The sequence below is a fragment of the Kouleothrix sp. genome (assembly GCF_046328425.1).
Lineage (GTDB): Bacteria > Chloroflexota > Chloroflexia > Chloroflexales > Roseiflexaceae > Kouleothrix.
In genome coordinates this window covers 678,430-703,287 of record NZ_JAXLWP010000003.1, presented here as the reverse complement: position 1 = coordinate 703,287, position 24,858 = coordinate 678,430, and the positions used below count along the sequence as shown (strand labels likewise).

Annotated in this window: 15 protein-coding genes; 6 read left to right on the top strand and 9 right to left on the bottom strand. The window is 66.7% G+C overall.

Annotated features, from left to right (window positions below):
• The first annotated feature begins 120 nt into the window (after nt 1-120).
• The gene (locus U0177_RS02620; RefSeq protein WP_409569022.1) at nt 121-3,705 is read left to right on the top strand and encodes an alpha-amylase family glycosyl hydrolase; all 3,585 of its coding nucleotides are present in this window, start codon (nt 121-123) and stop codon (nt 3,703-3,705) included.
• Between the two features lie 147 nt (nt 3,706-3,852).
• On the opposite strand, the gene U0177_RS02615 is transcribed toward U0177_RS02620, so the two are convergent.
• Together U0177_RS02615 and U0177_RS02610 are read right to left on the bottom strand one after the other, a co-directional pair.
• The gene (locus U0177_RS02615) at nt 3,853-5,025 is read right to left on the bottom strand and encodes a hypothetical protein (RefSeq protein WP_409569021.1); all 1,173 of its coding nucleotides are present in this window, start codon (nt 5,023-5,025) and stop codon (nt 3,853-3,855) included.
• Nucleotides 5,009-6,511 (bottom strand): hypothetical protein, encoded by a 1,503-nt coding sequence (locus U0177_RS02610; RefSeq protein ID WP_409569020.1) that lies wholly within the window; start codon nt 6,509-6,511, stop codon nt 5,009-5,011. The genes U0177_RS02615 and U0177_RS02610 overlap by 17 nt, the downstream gene beginning before the upstream one ends.
• A 405-nt stretch (nt 6,512-6,916) precedes the next feature.
• On the opposite strand from U0177_RS02610, the gene U0177_RS02605 reads away from it, so the two are divergent.
• Complete coding sequence (locus U0177_RS02605; RefSeq protein WP_409569019.1) at nt 6,917-7,603, top strand: hypothetical protein; 687 nt, start codon at nt 6,917-6,919, stop codon at nt 7,601-7,603.
• Nucleotides 7,604-7,760: 157 nt separating this feature from the next.
• Here the strand turns inward: U0177_RS02605 and U0177_RS02600 are convergent, their stop codons facing one another.
• Nucleotides 7,761-9,230: a DUF3536 domain-containing protein gene (locus tag U0177_RS02600; RefSeq protein ID WP_409569018.1), complete on the bottom strand. Its 1,470-nt coding sequence runs from the start codon at nt 9,228-9,230 to the stop codon at nt 7,761-7,763.
• A gap of 234 nt (nt 9,231-9,464) precedes the next feature.
• Here U0177_RS02600 and U0177_RS02595 point away from each other — a divergent pair, with 234 nt between their 5' ends.
• On the top strand, nt 9,465-10,820 hold the full coding sequence (locus tag U0177_RS02595) for a phosphoribosylamine--glycine ligase (RefSeq protein WP_409569017.1): 1,356 nt from the start codon (nt 9,465-9,467) through the stop codon (nt 10,818-10,820).
• A 71-nt stretch (nt 10,821-10,891) separates the two neighbouring features.
• Here U0177_RS02595 and U0177_RS02590 read toward each other — a convergent pair whose 3' ends face one another.
• Both U0177_RS02590 and U0177_RS02585 read right to left on the bottom strand, forming a co-directional pair.
• A complete protein-coding gene (locus U0177_RS02590; protein ID WP_409569016.1) occupies nt 10,892-11,893 on the bottom strand; it encodes a hypothetical protein in 1,002 nt (333 codons plus the stop codon).
• 345 nt (nt 11,894-12,238) lie between these two features.
• Nucleotides 12,239-14,329, bottom strand: a complete 2,091-nt coding sequence (locus tag U0177_RS02585; protein ID WP_409569015.1) for a S8 family serine peptidase — start codon at nt 14,327-14,329, stop codon at nt 12,239-12,241.
• Between the two features lie 273 nt (nt 14,330-14,602).
• On the opposite strand from U0177_RS02585, the gene U0177_RS02580 reads away from it, so the two are divergent.
• Nucleotides 14,603-15,667, top strand: a complete 1,065-nt coding sequence (locus U0177_RS02580; RefSeq protein ID WP_409569014.1) for a ketopantoate reductase family protein — start codon at nt 14,603-14,605, stop codon at nt 15,665-15,667.
• A 114-nt stretch (nt 15,668-15,781) separates the two neighbouring features.
• Nucleotides 15,782-16,402, top strand: a complete 621-nt coding sequence (gene plsY / locus U0177_RS02575) for a glycerol-3-phosphate 1-O-acyltransferase PlsY (protein WP_409569013.1) — start codon at nt 15,782-15,784, stop codon at nt 16,400-16,402.
• On the opposite strand, the gene U0177_RS02570 is transcribed toward plsY, so the two are convergent.
• Together U0177_RS02570 and U0177_RS02565 are read right to left on the bottom strand one after the other, a co-directional pair.
• Nucleotides 16,399-19,389, bottom strand: a complete 2,991-nt coding sequence (locus tag U0177_RS02570; protein ID WP_409569012.1) for a hypothetical protein — start codon at nt 19,387-19,389, stop codon at nt 16,399-16,401. The genes plsY and U0177_RS02570 overlap by 4 nt on opposite strands.
• Before the next feature lie 75 nt (nt 19,390-19,464).
• Entirely contained in the window at nt 19,465-20,388 is a 924-nt protein-coding gene (locus U0177_RS02565; protein ID WP_409569011.1) for a hypothetical protein, read from the bottom strand.
• Between the two features lie 375 nt (nt 20,389-20,763).
• Between U0177_RS02565 and U0177_RS02560 the strand changes: the two genes are divergently transcribed.
• Nucleotides 20,764-21,096 (top strand): hypothetical protein, encoded by a 333-nt coding sequence (locus U0177_RS02560; protein WP_409569010.1) that lies wholly within the window; start codon nt 20,764-20,766, stop codon nt 21,094-21,096.
• Between the two features lie 473 nt (nt 21,097-21,569).
• Here U0177_RS02560 and U0177_RS02555 read toward each other — a convergent pair whose 3' ends face one another.
• Nucleotides 21,570-23,945 (bottom strand): glycoside hydrolase family 3 N-terminal domain-containing protein, encoded by a 2,376-nt coding sequence (locus U0177_RS02555; RefSeq protein ID WP_409569009.1) that lies wholly within the window; start codon nt 23,943-23,945, stop codon nt 21,570-21,572.
• Between the two features lie 48 nt (nt 23,946-23,993).
• The gene (locus U0177_RS02550) at nt 23,994-24,851 is read right to left on the bottom strand and encodes a carbohydrate ABC transporter permease (protein ID WP_409569008.1); all 858 of its coding nucleotides are present in this window, start codon (nt 24,849-24,851) and stop codon (nt 23,994-23,996) included.
• Nucleotides 24,852-24,858: the final 7 nt, after the last annotated feature.

The following is a 24,858-nucleotide window of genomic DNA, read 5'->3' as shown; positions in this document are numbered from 1 at the left end:
ATAAGCATTGCCGTAGTAGGCAGGCGCAGAGCGCAGCGGAGCGGCCCGCAGAAGCGCCGGCCGCGCGGTTCTGATGCCAGAAGCGACTACGCGCAACCTGCTATACATGAAGAGGGGACTATGCCGACATACCGCAGCCCTGGCCCGCGCGGGCTCGAGTTCCACGTAGCCCGCGACGCGCGCGACCGCTACCGTTTCGACGACTGGCTGTACTCGATCAGCGGAAACGTGGTGTTCGCAAACTTCCGCGCGGCCCGGCTGTTCGCCCAGCGCATGAACGAGAAGCGCGATCTGGTAAGCTTCCCCGAAGATGCCGTCAAGGCGTCGCAGATCAACGCGCTGGCGCTCATCCACGAGCTGACGCACCACATGTTCCGCGTGTACCGCGAGCAGCAGAACCCGCACATCCTCGAGCAGTCGCTCGAGTGGCTGAACCGCCAGATCGGCCCCGCCGCCGTCGAGGCCTCGCTGCGCAAGTTCGCCGACGAGTTCCCTGCGCTAACAGTCTACCGGCGCGAAGCCGATGTCGACACCTACCTTGCCGGCGAGACCGACGGCACGCCCAATCGCCATGTCGTGCTCGAAGAGATGCTGATGCTGTGGATCGAGAACGCGAACCCGGCGTTCGCGCCGTTTCAGGAGCTCTTCGACGACCACCAGCTCGAGCGCGAGACGCCCTACCCGACGATTATGTCGTCGCTGTACAGCTTCTTCGGCGGGGCAAGCGCTGCCGCCGCCGACGACACCGGTGGGCGCGGCGGGCGCGCGCTCGGCCTCGCGGGGGCCGGCGAAAACCTGATCGACCTGCTGCTGGCGCCGTCGCGCGCCGCGCCCTACTCGCTCGAGGCCCAGCTCGAATTCATCCGCGGGCGCTGGGGCCTGACGCTGGGCAAAGAGGTCTACCGCCTGCTCGGCGGGCTCGACCTGATCAAAGAAGAAGAGAAGCCGGTGTTCTTCGGCCCCGGCCCGGTCGAGCTGCCCACCGACGCGTTCGACGCGCTTGTGGCCGAGCCCGAGCAGTTCAGCCCCGACAAAGACTGGATGCCGCGGCTGGTGATGCTGGCCAAGAACGCGTATGTCTGGCTCGACCAGCTGGCCAAAGAGTACCAGCGGCCGGTCGCCACGCTCGACCAAGTGCCCGACGAAGAGCTCGACAAGCTGCAGCGCTGGGGCGTCACCGGCCTGTGGCTGATCGGCCTGTGGGAGCGCAGCGCCGCGTCGCAGCGCGTGAAGCAGATGATGGGCAACCCCGACGCGGTGGCCTCGGCCTACTCGCTGTTCGACTACCAGATCGCCGCGCGGCTGGGCGGCGAGGCCGCATGCCAGAACCTGCGCGAGCGCGCCTGGCAGCGCGGCATCCGCCTGGCCAGCGACATGGTGCCTAACCACGTCGGCATCGACGGCCGCTGGGTGATCGAGCACCCCGACTGGTTCCTCGCAGTGCCCGAGAGCCCCTACCCATCGTATAGCTTCAACGGCCCCGACCTCTCGTGGGATGGCCGGGTGGGCATCTACATGGAAGATCACTATTACGACCGCACCGACGCGGCAGTGGTGTTCAAGCGCCACGACCGCTGGAACGACGACGTGCGCTATATCTACCACGGCAACGACGGCACCAGCATGCCCTGGAACGACACCGCGCAGATCAACTACCTCAACCCCGAGGCGCGCGAGGGCGTGATCCAGACGATCCTCCATGTCGCCCGGCAGTTCCCGGTGATCCGCTTCGACGCCGCTATGACCCTGGCTAAGCGCCATATCGAACGGCTGTGGTTCCCCGAACCCGGCGCGGGCGGCGCCATCCCCTCGCGCGCCGAGCACGCCATGACCAAAGCCGACTTCGAGGCCGCTATTCCAAACGAATTCTGGCGCGAGGTCGTCGACCGGGTGGCCGCCGAGGTGCCCGACACGCTGCTGCTCGCCGAGGCATTCTGGCTGATGGAAGGCTACTTCGTGCGCACCCTCGGCATGCACCGGGTCTACAACAGCGCGTTCATGCACCTGCTGCGCGACGAAGATAACGCCAAGTATCGCTCGCTGATGAAGCAGACGCTTGAGTTCGACCCCGAGATTCTCAAGCGTTATGTAAACTTTCAGAACAACCCCGACGAAAAAACCGCCGTCGAGCAGTTCGGCAAAGGCGACAAATACTTCGGCATCTGCACCGTGATGCTGACGCTGCCGGGGCTGCCGATGCTGGGCCACGGCCAGATCGAGGGCTTCGCCGAGAAGTATGGCATGGAGTACCAGCGCTCCTACTGGGACGAGCAGCCCGACGAGCATCTGATCGAGCGTCACGAGCGCGAGATCTTTCCGCTGGCGCACCGGCGCTACCTGTTTGCCAATGTCGATAGCTTCCTGCTGTACGATTTCTTCACCGCCGACGGCGGCGTGGCCGAGGATGTGTACGCCTACTCGAACCGCTACGGCGACGAGCGCGCGCTGGTGGTGTACCACAACAAGTACGCCGATGTACGTGGCTGGGTGCGCACCTCGGCGGCCTTCTCGGTGAGAACGGGCAGCGGCGACGAGCGCGCGCTGGTGCAGCGCACGCTGGGCGAAGGGCTGGGCCTGCAATCGTCCAGCGATGTGTTCTACATCTTCCGCGATCACGTCACCGGCCTGGAGTACCTGCGCAACGGCGCCGAGCTGGCCGAGCAGGGCATGTATATCGAGCTGAGCGCCTACAAATGCCACGTGTTCATCGACTGGCGCGAGGTGCGCAGCGACGCGGTGCACCAGTATGCGCAGCTGGCCGGCTTCCTGGCCGGGCGCGGCGTGCCCAGCATCGACGAGGCGCTCAAAGAGCTGTTCCTCCAGCCGCTGCACTACCCGTTCAAGGAGCTGGTAAACGCCGATATGTTCCGCCGGCTGATCGACGCTGTTGAGGCCGCGCAGGCCGAGCCGCCTGCGGCAGCACAGGCCGACACGGTTGCAAGCTCGCAGGCCGAGCCAGCACAGCCGGCCCCCCAGGAACCCGACAGCCTGCAACCTGGCAGCCTGCAAACTTTGCTGGACGATTTCGAGCAGAAGATGCTGCGGCTGCTCGACGAAGTCAAGCGCTTCGCGGGCGCCTCCGGCGACGCGGCGCCGATCGCGGCCGAGGCGCGCGCCGAGCTGGCGGCCATCCTGCGCCTGCCGGCGCTCGAGCAGCGCCTGGCACCCGCCGACGCGCCGGCGATCGAGGATACCACGGCGAGCTGGGGCAGCTTGTTCGGCTGGGCGGCGATCCACGGGCTGGGCAAGCTCACCGGCGCCGGCGATTACGCCGAGCAGAGCCGCAGCTGGATCGACGAGTGGCGGCTGGGCCGCATTCTCAGCGGCGTGCTGCACGAGCTTGGCGCCGACGACCCGGCCGCCTGGCAGGCGACCCAGGTGCTGAAGTACCTCACCAGCTACCAGGATTGGTTCAAATCGGCCGAGCTGCAGCAGCCCGCGCAGCTGCTGGGGGCGCTGCTGGCCGACGCCGAGGTGCGCCAGCTACTGCGGATCAACCGCTACCAGGGCGTGCTCTGGTTCGACAAGAACGCCTTCGAGCAGCTGCTGGCCTGGCTGGGGCGGGTGGCGCTGATCTCGCTCAGCGCGGCAGACGAGGGCACGGGCGAGGACACAATCGCCGATTGCTACGAGCTGCTGGGCCAGCTGCGCGACGCCGCCACGAAGGCGGGCTACCAGATCGAGCAGCTGCGCCAGGCTCTTTAGCTGACCCCACCGCCTTCCCCCTCCCCTGGCAGGGAAAGGGGAAAACGTTTTGTGGTGCGGCGGCTTTGCCGCCGCACCAGCACCACAACAAATACCCCCCGCTCCCCGGTGGGGAGCGGGGGCAGGGGGGTGAGGGGGACTACCTCATTATTGATCCACCTCGAACCCGGCCACCAGCGCAGTAAAGGCCAGCAGCAAGTCGCGGTCGGCGTGCAGCCCCACCGGGAAGCTTACCTGTAGCTCGTAGGTCGTATCGCCCTGCGTCAGCACCACCGTGCAGGATTGGGTGTAGGCATCGACGTTCTCGATCAATGCCTCGCCAGTGAACACCTGCCCATTCGTAGGCAGCTTCAAGCGCTGGCGCAGGAACGCCTGGTCGAGCGGCGCATCGCCGTTGCCATTGGCGCGCGGCGTGCGGGGTGACGGCGCGTCTAGGACGCGGATGTTGATCGGGTGCTTGGGCCACTCGGGCATGTGCACCTGCAGCGCCTCGCGCGCCGTTGGGTCGGCCACAGGCGCAACGGCCCAGCCCACGCGACGCGGAAAATGTAGCCGTCTGCTGGGCGCACTAAAGCGCTGCCACTGCGGGAAATCGACCGGCAGCGTAACGTCGAACACGCTGCCGGGATTGGGCTCGCTCTCGGCATAGATCGTCACGATCTGGTCGATCACAAAGATGCGATCGGCGTGCTCGCAATGGCCGAAATACGGGTCGTCGAGATGCCCGCGCACGCGCAGGCGGTAGCCCAGGTTGCGCGGATTGGCCGCCTGCTCATCCGGCGGCGGGTAGGCCAGGATCTTTTGCGCGGCAAACATTGGCACCAGCCAGGGCTCGGTGTCAGGTGGGTATGTAGGCAACCAATTGGTTTGGCCGCTGTTCACATAATTGATGAAGCCAGCAACCGGCTGATCAGTTAGCAGACTCTCAGTTGCCAAATTTGGGCAACTTTGGCTATCCCAATCGTAGCTAGCTTCGCGATAACTTCCCACCCAATTATAGACATCCAGCTCGACCTGCTCGCCCGGCGTTGGGCGCTTACGCAGCAGCTTGGCAATGTCGTGGCTGATTGCGGCATCTACCGATGATGAGGCCAGCACCGGCATGGCTGTGGCGGCATCGCCGCCTGCGCCTTGCGAGGTGACTGCGTCAGGCGTGCCACAGGCATTGAGTAGCAAACAAAGAATGATGAGAATACTGCCTACTTTCCAGGGCATGACATACTCCTTCCCTGCGGGCAAAGAACGTCGTGTGAGATTCTGACAAGCCAGCGCGGGAACGCCTTCGGCGCCCGATATGCTGCTGTCATGGGAGTGACCCATTATATCCCTTAATATAGAATGAATTCCCATCGACTCTGTCAATACCGTAGTTATAGTCCTCAGTTTGAAAATCCCAGCCATTCCAAGATGTTGTTGGAGCAGAAAGATTCCGCCCATATGTGAGCGACGAGAAGAATGAGACACCCATTTCATTATGAATAGAAATGCTCGTATCGGTCACTTCGCCGCCAGCACGAATATTTCCAGCACAAATACCAAGGTCAGCTCCAAGGGGTCCTGTCCGTTCTACAGCATCAGTATACATACGCCAGTAACATCCTGGCGGACCAGCCTGTTGATATGCTTGGATTTTATAGCGAGTGTCGTATGCATATGCAAAGACCGTTGGTTGGAATTTACTCCCGCTAACGTAATAACCATAATAAAGGACAGAGGCATTATTGTTTCCTCCCATCTCTTTATGCCACCCAGCTTCAAAATAACTACCGATATTTTTGAACTTGAAATCTCCAATCCAAAGAACACCAGACGAAAATGATTCGTTTGTTGTATTCCTAAGTAGCGGATCTGCGAAATCGATATTGCTGGCAACTGCGCTATAAGTATTATCATACTCTTTATGCACTCTAGCATAAGCTCTACAAGACTTCACATCACCTGGGCAAGCAGGTACATCGAAAGCATCGAGATCAACACGGGTACCGGTGGACGACGAATGTTTATTGCTGGATACAACGATATTTATGACATGAATACCAGATCCCAAATTTTTATAGGTTCTGGTATATTGCCTTGGATATGCGCTATCTGATGAGTATTGATCAATGGTTCCTTTATCTTTTCCATCGATTGTAACTAGCGCGCGACCTCGATTAGGACCGCGACTGAATACAACCTGAATTTGCTCGCCAAAGAATGTGAAACGTACTAACGAACCAGGCGTATCACTCCAGTGAAGTGTACTCTGGAAAGCGCCGCTTGTGCTTGTCGATGAGGTCCAGGAGCCAAAAAATCGACTACTTACCAACGTACCGAAATCGTCGTATGTCCCCACTCCGTTCGATGCGATATTCACGGAAAAGGCATCAACATCAATTGTGCATACGCAGCCACCATACGGTCTGACCGTAATGATCTGTGGGGTAGTTGAGCTGGTTGTGTAGTATGTTTTACCTACTTGCCGGCGTATTTCTGGGAGATTAGTATTAAAAACGTCAATAGATGTCCCATTAAGGAGTATTTGCATGATGCCACGGTTATACGCTGCCGTATACCAAACTGTAATCGAACTCCCAATAAATGTAAGCGAGGCTGTCGCATTTGGATCTTGAGTAAAATGCAACGTACCAGACATAGCATTTGCATATGTCCCGCCGCTCACGGTTGACCAAGTACCGCTATACTGTATCGCAGTATTGGCATCATCGTATGTTCCGGTGCCTACTGCTTGCGCAAACGCAATACTACTCGGTAAAGTCAGGCCAAGCAGCGCGGTCAGCACGAGAATCGATAACGCCTTACGCATGGGAGTGCCTTTCTTCTGCAAATGCGCGAGAACGCCGCTTACCTGCACTAAGCGCACAGGTACGGTTATGTGTTGTGCCGATAGTACTTTGACTGATAGTATCAAGCACAGCACATAGTTGTCAGGCTAGTACAGGCAAAGCCCAGACCGAAGGAATTGCAGAAGAACAGATGCAGAAGCTGTACTGTGTAGGCAAACGCACGAAGTATGCACTACACACCAGAGGAAGGAATACTCGTAGATGCATCCATAGTACACGAATTCCCCCCCCCCCCGTAATAGCCCAAAGGTACTAGGTGTTTATAGTACCCTTTCTCGGAAGCTGGGGCAGCAAAGGCACATATCGCGCCCTGACACGACGCATCGTTCTCATATGGGTTTCTGACGCAGGGTGACGTCTCTACGATGATGCGCATCGATGATCATCGTGGGGCCGGGGAGGCGCGCGCCGAGCTGGCGGCCATCCTGCGCCTGCCGGCGCTCGAGCAGCGCCTGGCACCCGCCGACGCGCCGGCGATCGAGGATACCACGGCGAGCTGGGGCAGCCTGTTCGGCTGGGCGGCGATCCACGGGCTGGGCAAGCTCACCGGCGCCGGCGATTACGCCGAGCAGAGCCGCAGCTGGATCGACGAGTGGCGGCTGGGCCGCATTCTCAGCAGCGTGCTGCACGAGCTTGGCGCCGACGACCCGGCCGCCTGGCCAGGCGGCCAGGTGCTGAAGTACCTCACCAGCTACCAGGATTGGTTTAAATCGGCCGAGCTGCAGCAGCCGCGCAGCTGCGCCAGGGCGCTGCTGGCCGACGCCGAGGTGCGCCAGCTGCTGCGGATCAACCGCTACCAGGGCGTGCTCTGGTTCGACAAGAACGCCTTCGAGCAGCTGCTGGCCTGGCTGGGGCAGGTGGCGCTGATCTCGCTCAGCGCGGCAGACGAGGGCACGGGCGAGACGTCGCCGGTGTTACGAGCTGCTGGGCCAGCTGCGCGACGCCGCCACGAAGGCGGGCTACCAGATCGAGCAGCTGCAGTCGCTGGTGCAAGCAAGGGGCTCGGACAATTGTGGCACTGCGTGGCGAAGCCATCGGTGCCACCTACCTAAGGGGAGTGCGCGAAGGGCTATGCCCCTCGCACTTCCCCTCTGGCGGGTGGCGGCCGCGTGGCCGCCACCCACCAGAAAAAGTGGATATTTGGAGGGACTTCGTCCCTCCAAATATCCACTTTTCAGACAGCTTCTACGTGATCAAGCGCAGAGCGTATTACAGCAGCTGAAGATTGCGCAGAGGCAGCGCGCCGGCAAGCATCGGCTGCGGCTCGGGGCCGTACGCATACGCACGCTCAAAATGGCGCGCGAACACTTGGTCGCCGCGCAGGCCGGTGCGCTGGCTCACCACCTGGCGCAGCGCATCGGCAGCGAGCGGCGCCAGGTTCACGCCGGCCGCCATGTGCGTCAGCTGAACGGCGCGCGCGGCATAGGCCACATTGTTCTTCGGCTCGATCCGGTCGAAATCCTCGAAGAACCAGCCGCACGAGGTAAACATGCGCTGGCGCTCGCGCTGGGCCTCGAGCAGCATATGAATGCGGCCAGCGGTGTCGGCCGGCAGGCGGCGGCCGGCGGCCTGGCCGATCAGATCCGCCACCGTCATCTCGCCCAGCAGCACGTGAATGTAGCGCTCGCGCAGGCGCCACGGGTCGGCGATAAACGGCCGCAGCACCGCCGCGTAGGCCATGTCCAACGCCGCCGCCACCTGGTCGCAGGCATAGCGCAGCGCGGCCTTCCAGCGCCCAGCCTCGGGCGTGCATCCGCAGCTATCCATCCAGCGCGCCACCCCGTGGTGGCAGCTCCACGACGTGCGCTCGCGCAGCCCGACCGAGCGGCGCGGCGGGTGATCGCGCAGCCAGCGCGCCAGGAACGTCGGCTCGATACCGCTCTGCGCGCTGGCCGTGCCCAGCAGGTGCTCGAGAAACATATCGCGGAACGGCTGGTGGTGGCCGTACAGCTCGCCGTCGCTCGCCACCAGGATGAGCTGCGGCTCGCCGCGCTGCGCCTTCGCCGGGTTGAACTGCGCCGCCAGATCGTGCAGCGCAAACGCGTCGGCGTTGGAGGTCATGGCCGAGTCGAAGCTGACGCGGCCGCTCAGGCCCTGGTGGTAGAAGCATGCCACGATCGAGCGCCCGCCCGGCAGCTCGACGCGATACGGCTCGGTTGGATCGAGCTGGTCGTTGGCGGCCTGCCAGGGCGCCAGAATGGTGAACTCGATCCCGAAATCGGCCATGATCGCCAGCGTCTCGCTATCTACCGCCGTTTCGGGCAGCCACATGCCCTGCGGCCGGCGGCCAAAGCGGTGCGCGAAGTCGGCGATCCCCCAGGCCACCTGGGCCGCCTTGTCGGCGCGCGTCGCCAGCGGCATGATCGTGTGGTTGTAGCATTGCGCGATCGCGTTGCCGACGCCATAGCGCCGTAGGTTGGCGCGATCCTGCTCGACGATCATGCGGTACGCCGCCGGGTCGTGCTGCTGCATCCAGCCGAACAGGGTCGGGCCGACATTGAAGCTCATACGCCCGAAGTTGCCGCGCTCGGCGTTCGGGCGGTAGCACTCGGCGTGGATGCGCTCGTTCCAGTTCGCGTACGGCGCGGCGCCGGCCTCCTGTGGGATCGAGCCGAGCAGCGGGTCTTCGCGCGGCGGCTGGTAAAAGTGGCCGTGAATGCACAGCGATCGATCGAACATAACTGCCTCTCATTCGGCCTGCGTTGCGAATAGCCTGGCTGATCGCCCAACATCGGCAGGCCGTTGGCTGCGAAGAGCAGCACCATATACCCTATAAACGTTCGAGATAGTGGTTTGTTTGGCCTGGGGATGACGAAGAGATTACGCATACCGCTGCGAGCCATCTTGCCGGGCGCCAGGGGGCGCATGCTATAATGGCCGCTGGCGAGGCCGCACACAAACGACGCAAATGCCATGAAAGTACTCGTGCTTGGCGGCGATGGCCGCGCGCACGCGCTAACCTGGAAGCTGTTCAACAGCCCGCTGGTGACCGAGCTGATCTGCGCGCCCGGCAATGGCGGCACCAGCGCGCTGGCGCCCGCCGCCGAGATCGACCTCGGCGACGCCGCCGCGATTGCGCGCTGGGCCTTCGACGAGGGCGTCGACATCATTGTGCCGGCCGGCAGCCGCCCGCTGCACGCCGGCCTGGTCGACGAAGTCGTGTCGATGCAGATCGGCGTGTGCGGGCCGTCGCAGCGCTCGAGCGAGCTGGCGCGCAGCCGCTGCCAGGCCAAAGAGTTCATGCTGCGCCACAGCCTGCCTACGGCGCCAGGCCGCGCCTTCACCGACCACGCCACCGCCGAGAAATACCTGGCGACGCTGCCCCTGCCTGTGATGATCAAGGCCGACGACCCGGCTGGCGGCGAGGCGTGCTACGACGACCGCTACCTGGCGATCGAGGGCCTGCGCGAGCTGTTCGCAGCCAGCGTGCCGGGCGGCGCGAATGGCGGCGTGGTGATCGAAGCGGCGCTGAGCGGCCCGCGCGTGGTGATGTCGGCTTTCACCGACGGGCGCACCGCCGTGCCGATGCTGCCCACGCGCCTGTACGACCGCGCCGAGCCAGGCGAGGGCGGCGCGCCGGCGCGCGGGATCGGCGCGCACACCAGCGCCTCGACCTACGCGCGCAAGCTTGGCGCCTACCTGCACGAGCGCCTGATTCTGCCGGTGGTCGATGGCCTTGCGCGCGACGGGCTGCCGTTCTGGGGCATCATCGGCGTCGATTGCATTGTCACCGAGCAGGGGCCGCGGCTCACCGCGCTGCGCGCCGGCATGCACGAGGGCGAGGCCCAGGTGGTGCTGCCGCGCCTCGAAGACGATCTGCTGCCGTGGGTGCAGGCCATGATCGCGCAGCGCCTGCACGAGCGGCCAGCGCCGGAGTGGTCGCCGCTGGCCACGGTCGGGCTCGGGCTGTTCGCGCGCGGCTACCCGCACCACTTTGCGGTCGGCGGGCCGATCGACGGGCTCGAAACGCTCGACGAAGGCGTGCGCGCGTTTCACAGCGCCACCGAGAGCAGCGCCGGGCTGCGCTACACGCCGCAGCGCCAGCGCTCGGCGGGCAGCCTGTTCGGCGGGCTATCTGCCGGGCTGCCTTTTTTTGGCGCGGGCCAGCCCGGCGGCGCGCTGCGCAGCAGCGGCGGGCTGGTGCTGACGCTGGTGGCCAGCGGCGCCACGCTCGCGGGAACACGTGGCGTGGCGCTTGTGAATGCCGACCGGGTGGCGTTCGAGGGCCGCAGCTACCGCGGCGACATCGGGGCAAAAGAGTTCGGCTGACATCAGAATCGTACGAGGGTGCTCGCGCAGCGCGAGCACCCTCGTACAGGCCACTCAGGCCGAGCAGGGCGCTAGGGCTTCAGCACCTTGAAGTAGATCACCGAGGCATAGTCGCTGGTCGAGCTCTTGAACACCCAGAACCACAGGCCGGGGTCAAGATCCTTGGTATCAAACGGCAGCCCCTCGACGGCGCCATTCGGCCCGACATTGTAGGTGTGCACCGTGCCGAGAACGGCGCCGTTCGGCGCAGTGAGCCAGAAGCCGATCTGCTCGTTCGGCTGGAAGCCGTAGATGTCCATTGCGATCACCTCGCCCTGCTTCACGCACTTGCCGGGGCGGATGCGCGCGTTTTTCGGCTCGGGCACGTCGGCGCAGGGGTTGGGCGCTGGCGTGGGGGCCGGCGCCGCAGTGTTGGCGCGGATCTCGTTGCCTAGCAAGCCCAGCAGCACGGTGTAGGGCGGCTGGTTCTCGGGGTGCAGCTCGAAGCGCGCGCGCTCGAACCACTGCGCGGTGTACTGCTTGCCGTCGCCGAGCGTCTCGACCTGCGGGTCGCTCAGCGGCAGGCCGAACAGCGCCAGATTCTCGGCCTCGCTCTTGCCTTTCTTGCCGTCGAACTCCAGGCCGCTGGCGCGCCAGGCCTTCAGGATGTCGCCGCAGACATTGTGGCCGGTCTCGGCGAAAAAGCGGCATCCGGGCTGTGCGCTGGTCTTGGGGAAGGTAAAGGGATCGCGGCCCTGCTGCGCCAGCCGGTCGGCGCCAAGCCGCCCAAGCAGCACGTCGTAGGGGCGCGCATTCTCGGGGTGCAGCTCGAGCCGGTTGCGCTCGAACCACTGCACCTGGAGCTGGCGGTTCTCGATCGTTTCGAGCTGCTGCGGGCCAACCGGGAAACCGAACACCGGCAGGCCGCCGTTTTGCTCCCAGAACTCGCGGATGCGCCCTTCGATGCAAAAGCCCGTTTCGGCAAAGCAGCGCTGGCTCGTCTGCGCCTGGGCGCGGCCCTGCGGAGCAATCGCCAGGATCACCGCAGCGCCAAACAACAGCACCGCCCAACGAGATAACCGGGATCGGTTCATTTCTCACTCCTGTGCTTTAACGAAAGAAAGACGTGTGATACGAAATTCGCTTGATTACTTACACTTTGGTGGGGGTTTGGGGGCGGCTTCCCGCCCCCAAATTTCTTATTGTGTTGCACGACGCTTCGCCACGTCGTGCAACACTATCTATACGTGATCAAGCGAACAGCGTATGAGATAGCTGCGTAGGGCAGGCCCAGCGCCGGGGTAGGCCTGTATAAGCCTGCCTGCTTCGCGCCTCCTTTGCTGCATATGCCACGCAGCATATCATTCGCTTATTGAACGTAGCTCGACTGTTTTTTAGGATGCCGTCCGCAAAGACCTAACCATACTGCTTAGTTTTAGCTAGCGCCGCCAGCCGCGCGCCGTGGCCAGCTCGTTTGCGAGCAGCCCGAGCAGCACGCCTTGGTCGCCATGGCTTTCGAAGCGCGCGCGCTCGAACCACTGCACGATATGCGGCTGGCCATCGCTGAGCGTTTCGACCTGCGGCTCGGAGAGCGCGGCGCCGAACAGCGCCAGGCTTTCGGCGTAGGTTTTGCCGCGCCGGCCGTCGAGCTCGAGGCCGTTGGCGCGCCAGTAGCTCAGGAACGGCTCGCACAGGCTGTGGCCGGTGGCCGCGAAGAACAGGCAGCCGGGGCCGGCGGTGCCTTTGGGGAAGTCGAACCAGCTGCGGCCGCTCTGGCGCAGGATGGTATCGCCCAGGCGGCTCAGCAGCACATGGTAGGGTGGGGGGTTCTCGGGGTGCAGCTCGAGGCGGTGGCGCTCGAAGTACTGCACGGTGTAGTCGCGCCCATCCTCACCCCGCTCGGCAAACTCCTCGCTGGTGGGGTAACCAAAGATCGGCAGGCCGCCGTGCTTTTGCCAGTAGGCCAGAAACGTGCCGCGCAGCGTGTGGCCAGTGGCCGCGAAATAGGCCGCGCCGTCGGCGGGGGCCGGCACCGGCGCGAAAAACTGCGCCGCGTCGGGCCCGACGCTGAAGTTAAGCGTCGCCACGCTGAGCGGCGTGCCGCTGACCCAGGCTTGCTGCGCGGTGCTGGCAAGGCTCGGCCCGCTCACCGTCACCGTATAGGCGCCGGCCGGCAAGTTTTCAAAACGATACGCGCCGGTGGCGTCGGGCTGAATTTGCTGGCCATTGCTGAGCGATACCGTCACCTGGCCAGGCGCGGCGCCGGCCACCACGCCCTGGATACGCGCGCGGCTGAGGATGTTCGGGTCGGCGGCGAGCTGCACCGTGCGCAGCAGGTTCAGGCGGCCGTAGCCATACTCCGGGTCCTTGCCGGGCGCGCCCTGGTCGTCGGCGGCGGCCTCGAGGATCTCGGCCAGCTGGTCGGCGCTCAGGTCGGGGCGCAGCGTCAGCGCCAGCGCGGCGGCGCCGGCCACGTGCGGGCACGAGGCCGAGGTGCCATTTTCCACGCCGTAGCTATCGCCCTCGCTCCGGCTCCAGATCGTACTCCACAGCCCCACGCCCGGCGCGGCGATATCGACAAAGCTGCCGGTGGTCGAGAAGCCGGTGACGCCGTCGTTGCTGTTGGTGGCCGAGACGGCCAGCACCGAAGGGTAGGCGGCCGGGTAGTTCGGCAGATTGCCCTCGGCCTGGCCGTTGCCCGACGCAGCGATGATCAGCACGTTGCGATCGTGGGCGTACTGCACGGCGTCGCGCATCACCTGGGTATCTTCAGGGCCGCCCAGGCTCATGCTAATGATGCGCGCGCCCTGATCGACGGCCCAGCGGATGCCCTGGGCGATGGTGGCGTCGTCGCCCTGGCCGCGGCTGCCCAGCACTTTCACCGGCAGGATGCGGCAGCCCCAGCAGATCCCGGCGATGCCGATGCCATTGTTGGTGTTGGCGGCGGCGACCCCGGCGGTATAGGTGCCGTGGCCCTCGTCGTCGCTGGGGTCGCTGTCGTTGTTGAAGAAATCGTAGCCGGGCAGCAGCTTGCCGGCCAGGTCGGGGTGGCTCGGCGACACGCCGGTGTCGAGCAGGGCGATCGTCACAGCGCCGCCGGTGGTGATATCCCAGGCCTCGTAGGCGTGAATATCGCGCAGCGCCCACTGCTGCGTGATCACCGGGTCGTCGGGGGTGCGCATGGCCGTGCGCAGGTGGTTTGGCTCAGCGTAGGCCACATCGGGCTGGGCCGCGAGCGCGGCAGCCAGCTGGCCAATGTCGGCGCCGAGGCCTACGCGCAGGCGGTAGGTGTGGCTGCCTGCGCCCAGCTCGCGCGCGCCGCCGGCGCCACTCGAGCGCAGCAGCGCGTTCAGCAAGCTCGCGTGCGGCCCAAGCGCCCGGCCATCCGGGCCGAGCGCCGCGCCGGGGCGCAGTTTCAGCACCAGCTCGCCGGGCAGCGCGCCGGGCGGCAGGGCCGGCGCGGCGCTAACTATTGCCGGCCAGCTCGAAAGCAGCAGCAGCACAATGGCAATGGAGCAGAAGCGTTTCATGATTGTTTCTTTCGGCGGCCGGGGCTGGCAGCACCTTCGTTGGGCGCCAATTGAGCACAGCCGGGCTGGCAATGGTCATTGTACCCTATTTGGAATCTCAAGGGCAAGAGAAATGATATCTTTTTCATAACAAAATTGCGCGCCGGCCGCGCGAGGCAACCAGCGCTGGCGTGTTGCAACGAGATGCTGTAATATACAGCGCCCGCATGGCCCAGGCGGCCGGTACGCGGGGTGCCTCCAAGGTAAGCGCTGCGATTAGCTGAAGGGACTCGTGTGGCGATTGTTGTGGTTGGCGCAGGTGCGATCGGGATGCTGGCGGCCGGGCGGCTGGCGCAGGCCGGCGAGCGCACAATTCTGCTGGCGCGTCCGGGCAGCGCCGCTGCGATCGCGCGCGAGGGGCTGCACCTAGCCGAGGCCGGCCAGGCCGCCACGGTCATCCACCTGCCGACGATCACCGACGCCGCTCAGCTCGCGCCGGCCGACCAGCCAGCCGAGCTTGCGATCGTGTGCGTGAAGGGCTACGACACTGCCGGCGCGCTGCCGGCGCTGGCGGCGCTCCAGCCGCGCGCGGTGCTGACGCTGCAGAACGGCATCGGCAACGAAGAGCTACTGGCGGCCGAGTTCGGCGCGGCGCGCGTGATCAGCGGCGCGATCACCACCTCGGTCGAGGTCGAGGCGCCCGGCCGCGTCGCCGTAGCCAAAGCCGGCGGCATCGGTATCGCCCCGCTGGACACCGCCGGGCAAGCTGCCGCGCGCCGGGCCGCGCAGGCGCTGCGCGCGGCCGGCTTTGTGGTGCTCGACGCGCCGGACTACCGCGCCATGAAGTGGTCGAAGGCGCTGCTCAATATGCTCGGCAACGCCACTGCGGCGATCCTCGACATGACGGTAGCCGAGGTATATGCCAACCGCCAGCTGCTGGCGATCGAGCGGCGGGCCTTCCGCGAGGCGCTCGCGACGATGGATCGGCTGGGGCTGGCGCCGATCAACCTGCCGCGCTACCCCGCCGCGCTGCTGGCCCGCGCCATGCGCTACCTGCCGCCAGCGCTGCTCGACCCGATCCTGCGGCGGGTAGTGGCGGGCGGGCGCGGGCGCAAACCGCCGTCGCTCCTGCTCGACCTCACGCGCGGCAGCGCGCGCTCCGAGGGCGAGTTTCTGTACGGCGCGGTGGCGCGCGCCGCCGCGCAGGCCGGGGTGGCAGCGCCGGTGAATCGCGCGCTGTGGGAAGTGCTCCAGGCAATCGCCGGCGGGCGCGCGCCCTGGGAAGGCTACCGGCGCCAGCCCGAGCGGCTGCTGGCGGCGATCGACCGCGCGACACGCGGCACGGCGGTGATCTCATAGAGCGATCATTCACAGATCGCACCGATAACCAGCCTGAACACGCGGCTTTGGCAGCACGAGAGCGCGCCAAACCTCCATTTCAAACAAGCGCTATTGCACTGAAGGAGCAAGCGAATGTCGACCTCGCAACTGCTGCTGGCGGCCGGGCTGATCGTGGCGGCCTACCTGGCCGGGTCGGTGCCGTTCAGCTACCTGGTCGCGCGCGCGCGCGGCGTCGATCTGCGTAAAGTCGGCAGCGGCAACATCGGCGGCGCGAACGTCTGGCGTTCGAGCGGCTTCGGGCCGTTTGTGCTGGCGGCGCTGCTCGACATGCTGAAGGGCATGCTGCCGACCATGGCGGCGCTGCGGCTGCTGCCCGGCCACTTCGCGGCGATCGTGCTGGTGGGCATCGCGGCGATCATCGGCCACACCTTCCCGCTGTTTCTGGGCTTCAAGGGCGGCAAGGCCGTGGCCACCAGCGGCGGCGTGCTGCTGGCGATCTTTCCGCTGCTGGTGCTGTTCGGCGTGGCAGCCTGGGTGGTGGCCTTTTTGATCACGCGGATCTCGTCGGTGGGCTCGCTCACGGCCGCCGCGACCGAGCTGGTAGCGGGCACGCTGTTCTACCTAGGCGGCCGGCTGCCGCTGGCCTATGTGCTGTTCATCTGGGCATGCGCGCTGTTTGTGGTGTACCTGCACCGCGAGAACATCCAGCGGCTGCTCGCCGGCACCGAGAACCGCTTCACCCGGCTGCGCTAGCGCAGGCACAGCTGCGGCGCCAGCCGGCATGCCTGGTCGATGTCGCGCTGGGCAAGCGCGCTGGCGGCCGGCTGGCGCTCGGCCAGCTTCTGGTAGGCGCGCGCGCGGTTCAGCAGGATCACCGCAGCCTGCTCGGAGGACTGGCCCAGCGGCTGGGGCAGCGCCTCGAGCGCATTGGCGTAGGCCGCCACCGCGCCGGCGAAATCGCCCTTGAGGTAGAGCGTATTGCCCAGCGCCTGCCACGTGGCCGCGTCGGCGCTATTCGGCACGTCGGGCGCGGATGGGTCGGCGTCGGGGGCGGGCAGCGCGGCCGAGCCGGCGCTTTCGGCCTGGTCGTAATCTTCGCGGCGAATGTAAGTTTTGTTCAGCGTGGCGAAGAACATCCGCTGCGCCTGCGGGTAGGCCACCAGCGCGGCCGCCAGCAGCGCCGCGCCGATCAGCGCGTAGCCTGCGGCCGGCCGGCGCGGGAACAGCAGCGTGTAGAGCGCATCGGCCAGCGCGTAGGCGCCCCACAGCAGCAGCCCGACATTCAGCGCAGGAATGGGCAGCGCGCCCAACAGCGCCAGCGCCACGGCGAGCAGCCCGGCCGCACCAACAAACCACGGCCAGCGGTCGCGCAGGCTCAGCAGGCGGTGTATCGCCAGCGGCTGAGCCACAAACCAGTAGCCCAGCGGTATGAGGATCGGCAGGCCGCTGAACGAGAGCAGGTAGATCAGCGTGTACACGGCCGGCGGCAGGGCGTTGATCAGGCCATCGCTCCAGCGGTTCTCGGAAGAAATGCAGGCCAGCGCCAGCAGCGCGCCCAGCAGCAGCAGCGCGCCGCTCTTGCTCGGGCCGATAGCCACCCCGCGATCCTCGGCGCGGGTGGGGTTGCCGGCATCGCGCAGGTGCAGCGCAATATCGCGCTGCAGCCCGTTATACCAGCCGGTGATACCGTCGATCCGCAGGTCGCTGCCGTCGGCGGCCTCGAGAAACGCCAGCGAGAACAGTGCCATCGGGCGCTGCCACAGCCGCCGATCGACGCGCACCCAGCGGCGTATGTCGTCCCACTCGATGCGCAGCGCCAGCGCGCCGCGATAATCGTAGCGCGCGATGCCGCGCTCGTCGGTGATCAGGTAGTCGGGCTGCTCGCGCTCCAGCGCGTCGAGCGGGATGAAGAACATCAGCCCCAGCCCCACGAGCGCGTACACCGCCAGGCCCAGCACGCCCAGTGCCAGCACCAGCGCCAGCACATTCCACAGGTTAAAGAACGTCTGCAGCTCGATCAGCGGGCTGTTGCCGATGCGCCGCACCACGGTGCTAGGCGCCACCAGCGCCGCCAGCAGCAGCGTAAGCGGAACCAGCGTCAGCACCAGGCCGCGCAGCTGCGGCAGCAGGCTACGCGGGAAGCGCGCGACATAGCGCTTCTCAGGCTCGTGCTCGAGCAGCCTGCCGATCTCGTCGGCGACCGGGCCAGGGCCAACGCGGCGCTGCCAGGCGCGCAGCGCGTACAGCGCCTGCTCGCGCGCGGCGGTGTAGCGCAGCCTCCGCGAGCCAGCCAGGCTTTCGCGATAGTGCTCAAGCGCCTCGTCGGCAGCGCCCACTGCGGAATCGGCGCGGCCCTGCAGCGCCAGCGCCGCAGCCACGCCGCGCGCGTCGCCCAGCGCGCGGAAGCCGGCCAGCAGCTCGGCCAGCAGTGCCTGGGCCGCTTGCGGGTCGCCGCCCTCGATCAGCGCCGCCGCGCGGGCGGCATCGATCCACAGCCGGCGGTAGGTTGTCTGCGCGGCCGGCCGGGCGCGCAGCTCGTTCAGCTCGGCCAGCGCGGCGTCGGCGTAGCCGAACAGCAGCGTAATCTCGGCCTGCTGCTGCTCGGCCAGCAGCGTGCCGCGCGCGTCGCCCAGCGCCGCGAACGCCGCGCGCGCCTGGGCGTACCATCCCTGTGCGGTGCGGTAGATCCGCGCCAGCAGCCAGTTCTGGTAGGCGCCGAGCAGCGCCGGGCGCGGCAGCTCGCGGCCCGCGCGCACCAGCAGCGGCGCCAGCAGCGCGAATGGCAGCGCCAGCAGCCAGTACCAGGCGCGCCCGAGCGCGGCAAGCACGCGGTTTTGCGCGAACGCCGGCACATACCAGCCGCCGGTGTTCACACCCAGGCCACGGTAGGCGTCGCCCAGCCGCAGCATCACCTCGGCGGCGCGCCGGCGTTCGCCCTCCGACTGGTAGAATTCCAGGCTTTCGCGGTAGAGCTCGATCGCGCGCGCCCACTGGCCTTGCTCGGCGAGCGTATCGCCCAGCGCCTCGCGCGTGGCCGCCGCAAGCGCCGGATCCAGGCCCGGCTCGGCCAGCAGCGCCTTCAGCTGGCTGGCGGCATCGTCAAGCCGCAGCGACGAGCGCGCCAGCCGGGCGCGCATGTAGCGCAGCCAGCGCGCGCCGCCGGCGTCGAGCGGAACCTCGGCGGCGGCCTGCAGCAGCGCCTCGGCATCGGCCAGCCGGTAGGTCGACTCGGCCTGGTCGAAGGCGGCGCGCAGCTGCGCAAGCCCGGCGGCGGGGTCGGCCTGGAGCCGGTGGTACAGCGCTTCGCGCTCCCACAGCTCCCAGTCGCCGCGCGGGCGGACGGTCAGCGTCAGGTTCGGCAGCGACAGCTCGCGCCCGGCCTCGGCGGCGGCGCGCGCCGCGAAGTGATCGGCCAGGCGCGCGTTGATCGCGGCCAGCTCGCCAGGGGCAGCCGAGCGCCACTCGGCCAGCAGCGCGGCGCGCACGTCGGCCTGGTAGGCATAGCGCCCCTCGCCCAGCGGCCGCACAAAGCTATAGGCCGCCAGCGCCGCCAGCACCCGGTCGTTGCCGTCGGCGCGCTCGCGCAGCACCGCCAGCACCTCGGCGTCGAACCAGCGCGGGATGGCGCAGCGGCGCAGCACCACGGCCTGGCGTGGCCCAACTTCGTCGAGCACGCGCCCAAACGTCGCCGCAATCAGCGCGTCGGCCTGGGCATAGTGCTCCTGGGTGGTGTTGTCCATCGCCCCTGTCCTTCGCCCGCGACCCCAGGCTACGGTTGCCGGTTCTGGCCTTAGAATCCGTCTGAAAGCAGCTTCTTACCACTCGTCGTCGGCCATAGCCGGCCGGTTGGCCTGCTCGAGGTTGTCGCCAATCAGGCCCATCACCTGCGGGTTGCCGGCCACCGCCTGGCACAGCACCTCGGCCTGCGCGTCGGTGATGTTCGCCAGGCCGCGCCGCTCGCGCAGGTACTCTTTGATGTACGCGCACTCGAGCAGCTCGAGCGACACGCGCCCCAGCACCTCGTTCCACTCGATGCCGAAATCGGGGACGCGCCGGCCGGCCAGCACCACCGCGACGTTTGGCAGCTTGCCGTCGCGGATGCGCGCCAGCAGCTCGCCCACCACCCAGCGGTCGGCCGCGCTTGGCGCCCAGCGCTCGGCCTCCAGCGACGCGCGCTCGTACGAGTCGAACAGCAGCACTACGCGCGTGCGCCCGGCCAGCGCCGCCAGGCACTCGAAGAACGCGGCGGTGATGCGGTCCTCGATCGCCTGCCGCACAATCGGGTTGTCGGTCTGGATCACAAAGGAGTTGTCGCGGATCACGGTGGTGCCGATATCGGAGATGCTGATGCCCGAGCTGGTGAAGCTGTTTTCGTTGCCAATGCTGACGCTTACCGGCGCGGCTGGCGCGCCGGCTGCCGAAACCGCCACGCGCGCGGTGGTGGCCTCGTCGATCGCGCGCATCAGCGCCGCAAAGTGCTCGGGGCCAAGCGCGTCGCGGCAGCGGCGCGCCAGCGACAGCGCGTCGTAGGCCTGGCCGTCGGCAAAGTCGATCTGCACCACTGGCAGCGCGCGGCTGGCGGCTTCGTAGGCGAACACCCGCAGCAGCCACGATTTGCCCAGCCCCGCGCCGGCTGTCACCACCATGATCTGGCGGCGAGCCTGGCCGTCGAGGATCTTGCGGAAGATGTCGCTCTGCCGCACGCGGTTAACGAACAGCTCGCGCAGGGTTTTGGTCATAGGCTCGGTTGCTCGATGCTGTGGAGCGGCACGCGACAATGCACCACGCCCGGCGCCGGCGCGCTGCGCCGGCGATCGCGGCCTGAGCTGTTGTAGCAGGTAGAGGCCACCTCCACAGGCGCGGCGGTATGCGCAAATTGTAGCACCGGCCCTGGCTTCACGCAACGCGCGGCGAGCATCCGCCAGTGCGGCGCGCTACGCATATGTGTGTAGCTGCGGATCTTTCGCTCGGCCGATACAGGCTGCTCCGTTAGGCGGATCGAAAGATACGCCGGTAGGCGGCAGGCGAATCAGCCGTTGCGCGTATGTGGCGGCGGCGCGAATCTGCTACAGTTTCACACAATCACTAAGAACTACCGCCAGGAGGTATCGATCATGCACCCGGAAGATACCAACGCGCTCGCCGCGCTGAGCCAGATCGGCATCACGATCACGCCCAACACCACCTCGGCCGAGGGCTGGGGCTGGTCGATCGCCAACGAGAAGCTGATCCAGCCGTGGGTCGGCCCGTACCCCACCAGCGCCGCCGCGGTCAGCGCCGCGCTCGATTGGCTGATGCACCGCGCCTGGAAGGGCGTGCTGTGCAGCCACAGCCATGGCTCGCCCGAGCCGATCGCCGATCGCCCGCACGCCGATGCCGACCTGAAGCCCGAGCTGCTGGCGCCCTGGGAGCGCGCGTTCGCGAGCGGTGCGATCGCCGCCGAGTAGCGCTGCGGCATACAAACGGCGTGGCGATGTTATACCAACTCCGTTTGATTACTTGTGTTTTCTTGTGCGGCGCCCGGCTTTGCCGGGCACCGCACAAGAAAAGAAATTTCGGGGGCGGCTTCGCCGCCCCGAACCCCCACCATAATCCAAGCGATCAACGGTACGGAATTGAGCCTGCGGCAGCATGGTACTTGCTCATCTTCTGTGTCCATTTTCCGCGCTCCGCGCGGAAAATGGACACGATATGGAGATAGAGTACCGCTCTGCCGAAGGCTGAGGGCGCCAACTGCGTGAGTCCTATCACGGATAGATTGTATTGCACGACGTGGCTTCGCCACGTCGTGCAATACAATACGAAATTTGGGGGCGGCTTCGCCGCCCCCAAACCCCACCAAAGTGTCGGTCATCAAGCGAATTTGGTATTACAGCATCGCCACGCCGTCGATCTTGCCCCTCTGGCGGCCGCGCGGGCGCTACTCGATCGCCACGCGCGTCGCGACGATCTCGCGCTGGCGGTACTCGGCCACCGGGCCGCTCAGCTCAGCCACCTGCTCGGCGCGCAGGTCGGCCGACGATGCGCCAACGCTGAAGCGAAACGCGCCCGGCTCGGCGACAAAGCGCATCTGTGGGTCGTAGAACGCCAGCCGCGACGGGTGCACCGTAAATGTCAGGCGCCTGGCCTGGCCCGGCTCGATCCACACGCGCGCAAACCCGAGCAGCATCTGGTCGGGCCGCGCCACCGTGGCGATCATGTCGCGGCCGTAGAGCTGCACCACCTCCTCGCCGGCGCGCTGCCCGGTGTTGCGCACCTCGACGCTTATCTCGATCGGCTCGGCCGTGCTCGTGGCGCGCACGTCGCAGGCGCCGTATGCGAAGCTGGTGTAGCTCAGCCCGTGGCCAAACGAGAACAGTGGCGTCGGCGGGCTGTCGGCGTAATCCCCGAAGAACATCGGCCGGTCGCCGCCGGCGCGATGCCCATAGTAGATCGGCACCTGCCCAACCGCGCGCGGCAGCGTGATCGGCAGGCGGCCGCTGGGGTTTACGGCGCCGGTGAGCACGTCGGCAAGGCCGCTGCCGCCCTCTTCGCCGGGCGGGAACAGCTGTATCAAGGCATTGGCGTGCACCGCGATCCGCGATAGCGTGTGCGCCCGTCCGCTCAGAACCACCACCACCAGCGGCGTGCCAGTGGCCGCCAAAGCTTCGACAAGCTCGGCCTGCACGCCTGTCAGCTCCAGGCCGGCGGCATCATTTCCTTCGCCCACCGTGGCTGGCCGGTGCAGGCCGCTTTTGCCGGCCAGCACCACCACGGCCACCTCGGCCGCGCGCGCCGCCGCCAGCGCCTCGGCAAAGCCGCCCCGGTCGTCGCCCAGCACCTCGCAGCCCTTGGCATACAACAGCTCGGTATCCGCGCCCAGCGCGGCGCGCAGGCCCGCCAGCGGCGTCACATGCGGCGTGTAGTGCGGGCCGGCGGCGAACGCCCCGCCGGCCTGGGGCGTCAGGTCGTCGGCGCCGATTAGATTCTCCGCATCGGCCTGCGGCTGCGCCAGGTAGATCATCTCCTGATGCGCCGGGTAGTGGTAGTCGCCCTGCAGCAGCCGCTGGTCGTCGGCGCCCGGGCCGATCAGCGCCACCCGCCCGAGCGTGGGCGCCAGCGGCAGCACGCCATCGTTCTGCAGCAGCACGGCCGACTCAGCCGCGGCGCGGCGCGCAAGCTGGCGCTGCGCTGGCGTCTGGAAGTACCCCGCCGCGGCGTCGGCGTCGGCGTAGGGCTGCTCGAACAAGCCCAGCTGAAACTTCATCCGCAGCGCGCGGCGCACCGCCGTATCCAGCACCGCGCCGCCAAGGCGCCCAGCCTCGAGCTCGGCCCTGAGCGGCGCGCTATAGTAGTCGAAGTTCGGCAGCTCGATATCCAGCCCGGCCGCGAGCGCCAGCGCGGCGGCGGCGCCCTTGTCGGCGGCAACCCGGTGAAAGCGCAGCAGCTGTGGGATCGACCAGTAGTCGGCCACCACCACCCCGGCGAAGCCCAGCTCGTCGCGCAGCAGCTCCGTCAGAATGGCGTAGCTACCGGCGCACGGCACGCCGTCGATCGAGGCGTACGAGTTCATCACCGCCGCCAGCCCGGCCTCGCGGATCGCGGCGGCGAACGGCTCGGCGTACACCTCGCGCAGCTCGCGCGGGCCAAGCTGCACCGGGTTCCAGTTACGCCCGCCCTCCGACATCGAGTAGCCCAGGAAGTGCTTGGCGGTGGCCACCACGCCCTGGCGCAGGTCGCCCGTCTGCAGGCCGCGCACATACGCCGCGCCGAGCGTGCCGGCCAGCACTGGATCCTCGCCGTAGGTCTCCTCGAGCCGGCCCCAGCGCGGGTCGCGCGCGATGTCGAGCACCGGCGCCAGGCCCAGCCGCGCGCCAACCGCCAGCATCTGCTCGCGGATCACGCCGGCCACGCGCTCGAGCAGCGCCGGATCCCAGCTGGCGGCCAGCCCGATCGCCTGCGGAAACACCGTCGCGTCGCGCGCGCAGTAGCCGCCAACCGACTCTTCGTGCACGATCACCGGTATGCCCAGGCGCGTACGCTCGACGGCGACGCGCTGGATGGCGTTCATCAGCTCGGCGCTCTCGCGCGGGTGCAGCCCCGTCGAGGCGCCGATCCGCGTCACCTGGCCAATGCCGTGCGGCATTCGCGAGGCCGCGAGCTCGGCGTCGAAGCGATCGTCGCGCACCAGCGTGGTGCTCCACAGGCAGCCCAGCTGCGCAAGCTTCTCGTCGAGCGTCATCTGCCCAAGCAGGTCGTCAACTCGCTCGTCGATCGAAAGTGTCGTATCGCGATATCTTGCGTTCGTAGTAGCCATATATGGCTCCTTGCCATTCAGCCGAAACCCGTCGTGGTCATCCAGCGCTCAGCCCTTCACCGCGCCAGCCGTCAGCCCGGCGATGAGCTGGCGCTCGGCCACCAGGTAGAAGCCGATCGTCGGGATCAGCGAAAGCGACACGAACGCCAGCACGCGCGCCCAGTCGGTGCCGAACTGCCCCTGGAATTGCATAATGCCAAGCGGCAGCGTGTATAGCTTCTCGCTGTTCAGCACCAGCAGCGGCAGGAAAAAGTCGTTCCAGCTCAACACCATTGTCAGCACCGCCACCGCCGCCAGCGCCGGGCGCATCAGCGGCAGCAGCACCCGCACGAAGAAGCCGGTTGGCGAGCAGCCGTCGATCGCCGCCGCCTCCTCCAGCTCGCGCGGGATGGTCGCGAAGAAGCCGCGCAGGATCAGAATGTTGCCGGGCAGCCCAAACGCAACCTGCGGCAGAATGACGCCCCACAGGCTGTCGACCAGGTTGGCCTGGCGCAGCGTGATGTACAGCGGCAAAATCGCCACCGCGGCCGGGAACAGCAGCCCAAGCGTAAAGAAGTTGAACAGCAGCTCGCGGCCGCGGAAGTTCATGCGCGCGAACACAAACGCCGGCATGCTCGAAAGCACCACCACGCCAAAGGACGCGGCCAGCATCACCATGGTGCTGTTGCCGAGCTGCCGCCAGAAGCTCGCGCTCCGCACGATCCCGCCGTAGTTCTCCCAGTGCCAGGACGTCGGCAGGCTGAATGGGCGCAGCAGCACCTCGACATTGCTTTTAAAGCCATTGATCGCCGCTGCCAGCAGTGGTATCAGCACAAGCAGCGCGAAGCTGATCGCGACGGCGTATTTTGCGGCGGCGACCATGCCGCGCCGCGATGCGGCCGAAGCCTGCACCTGCCGTGTTGTCATAGCCAGC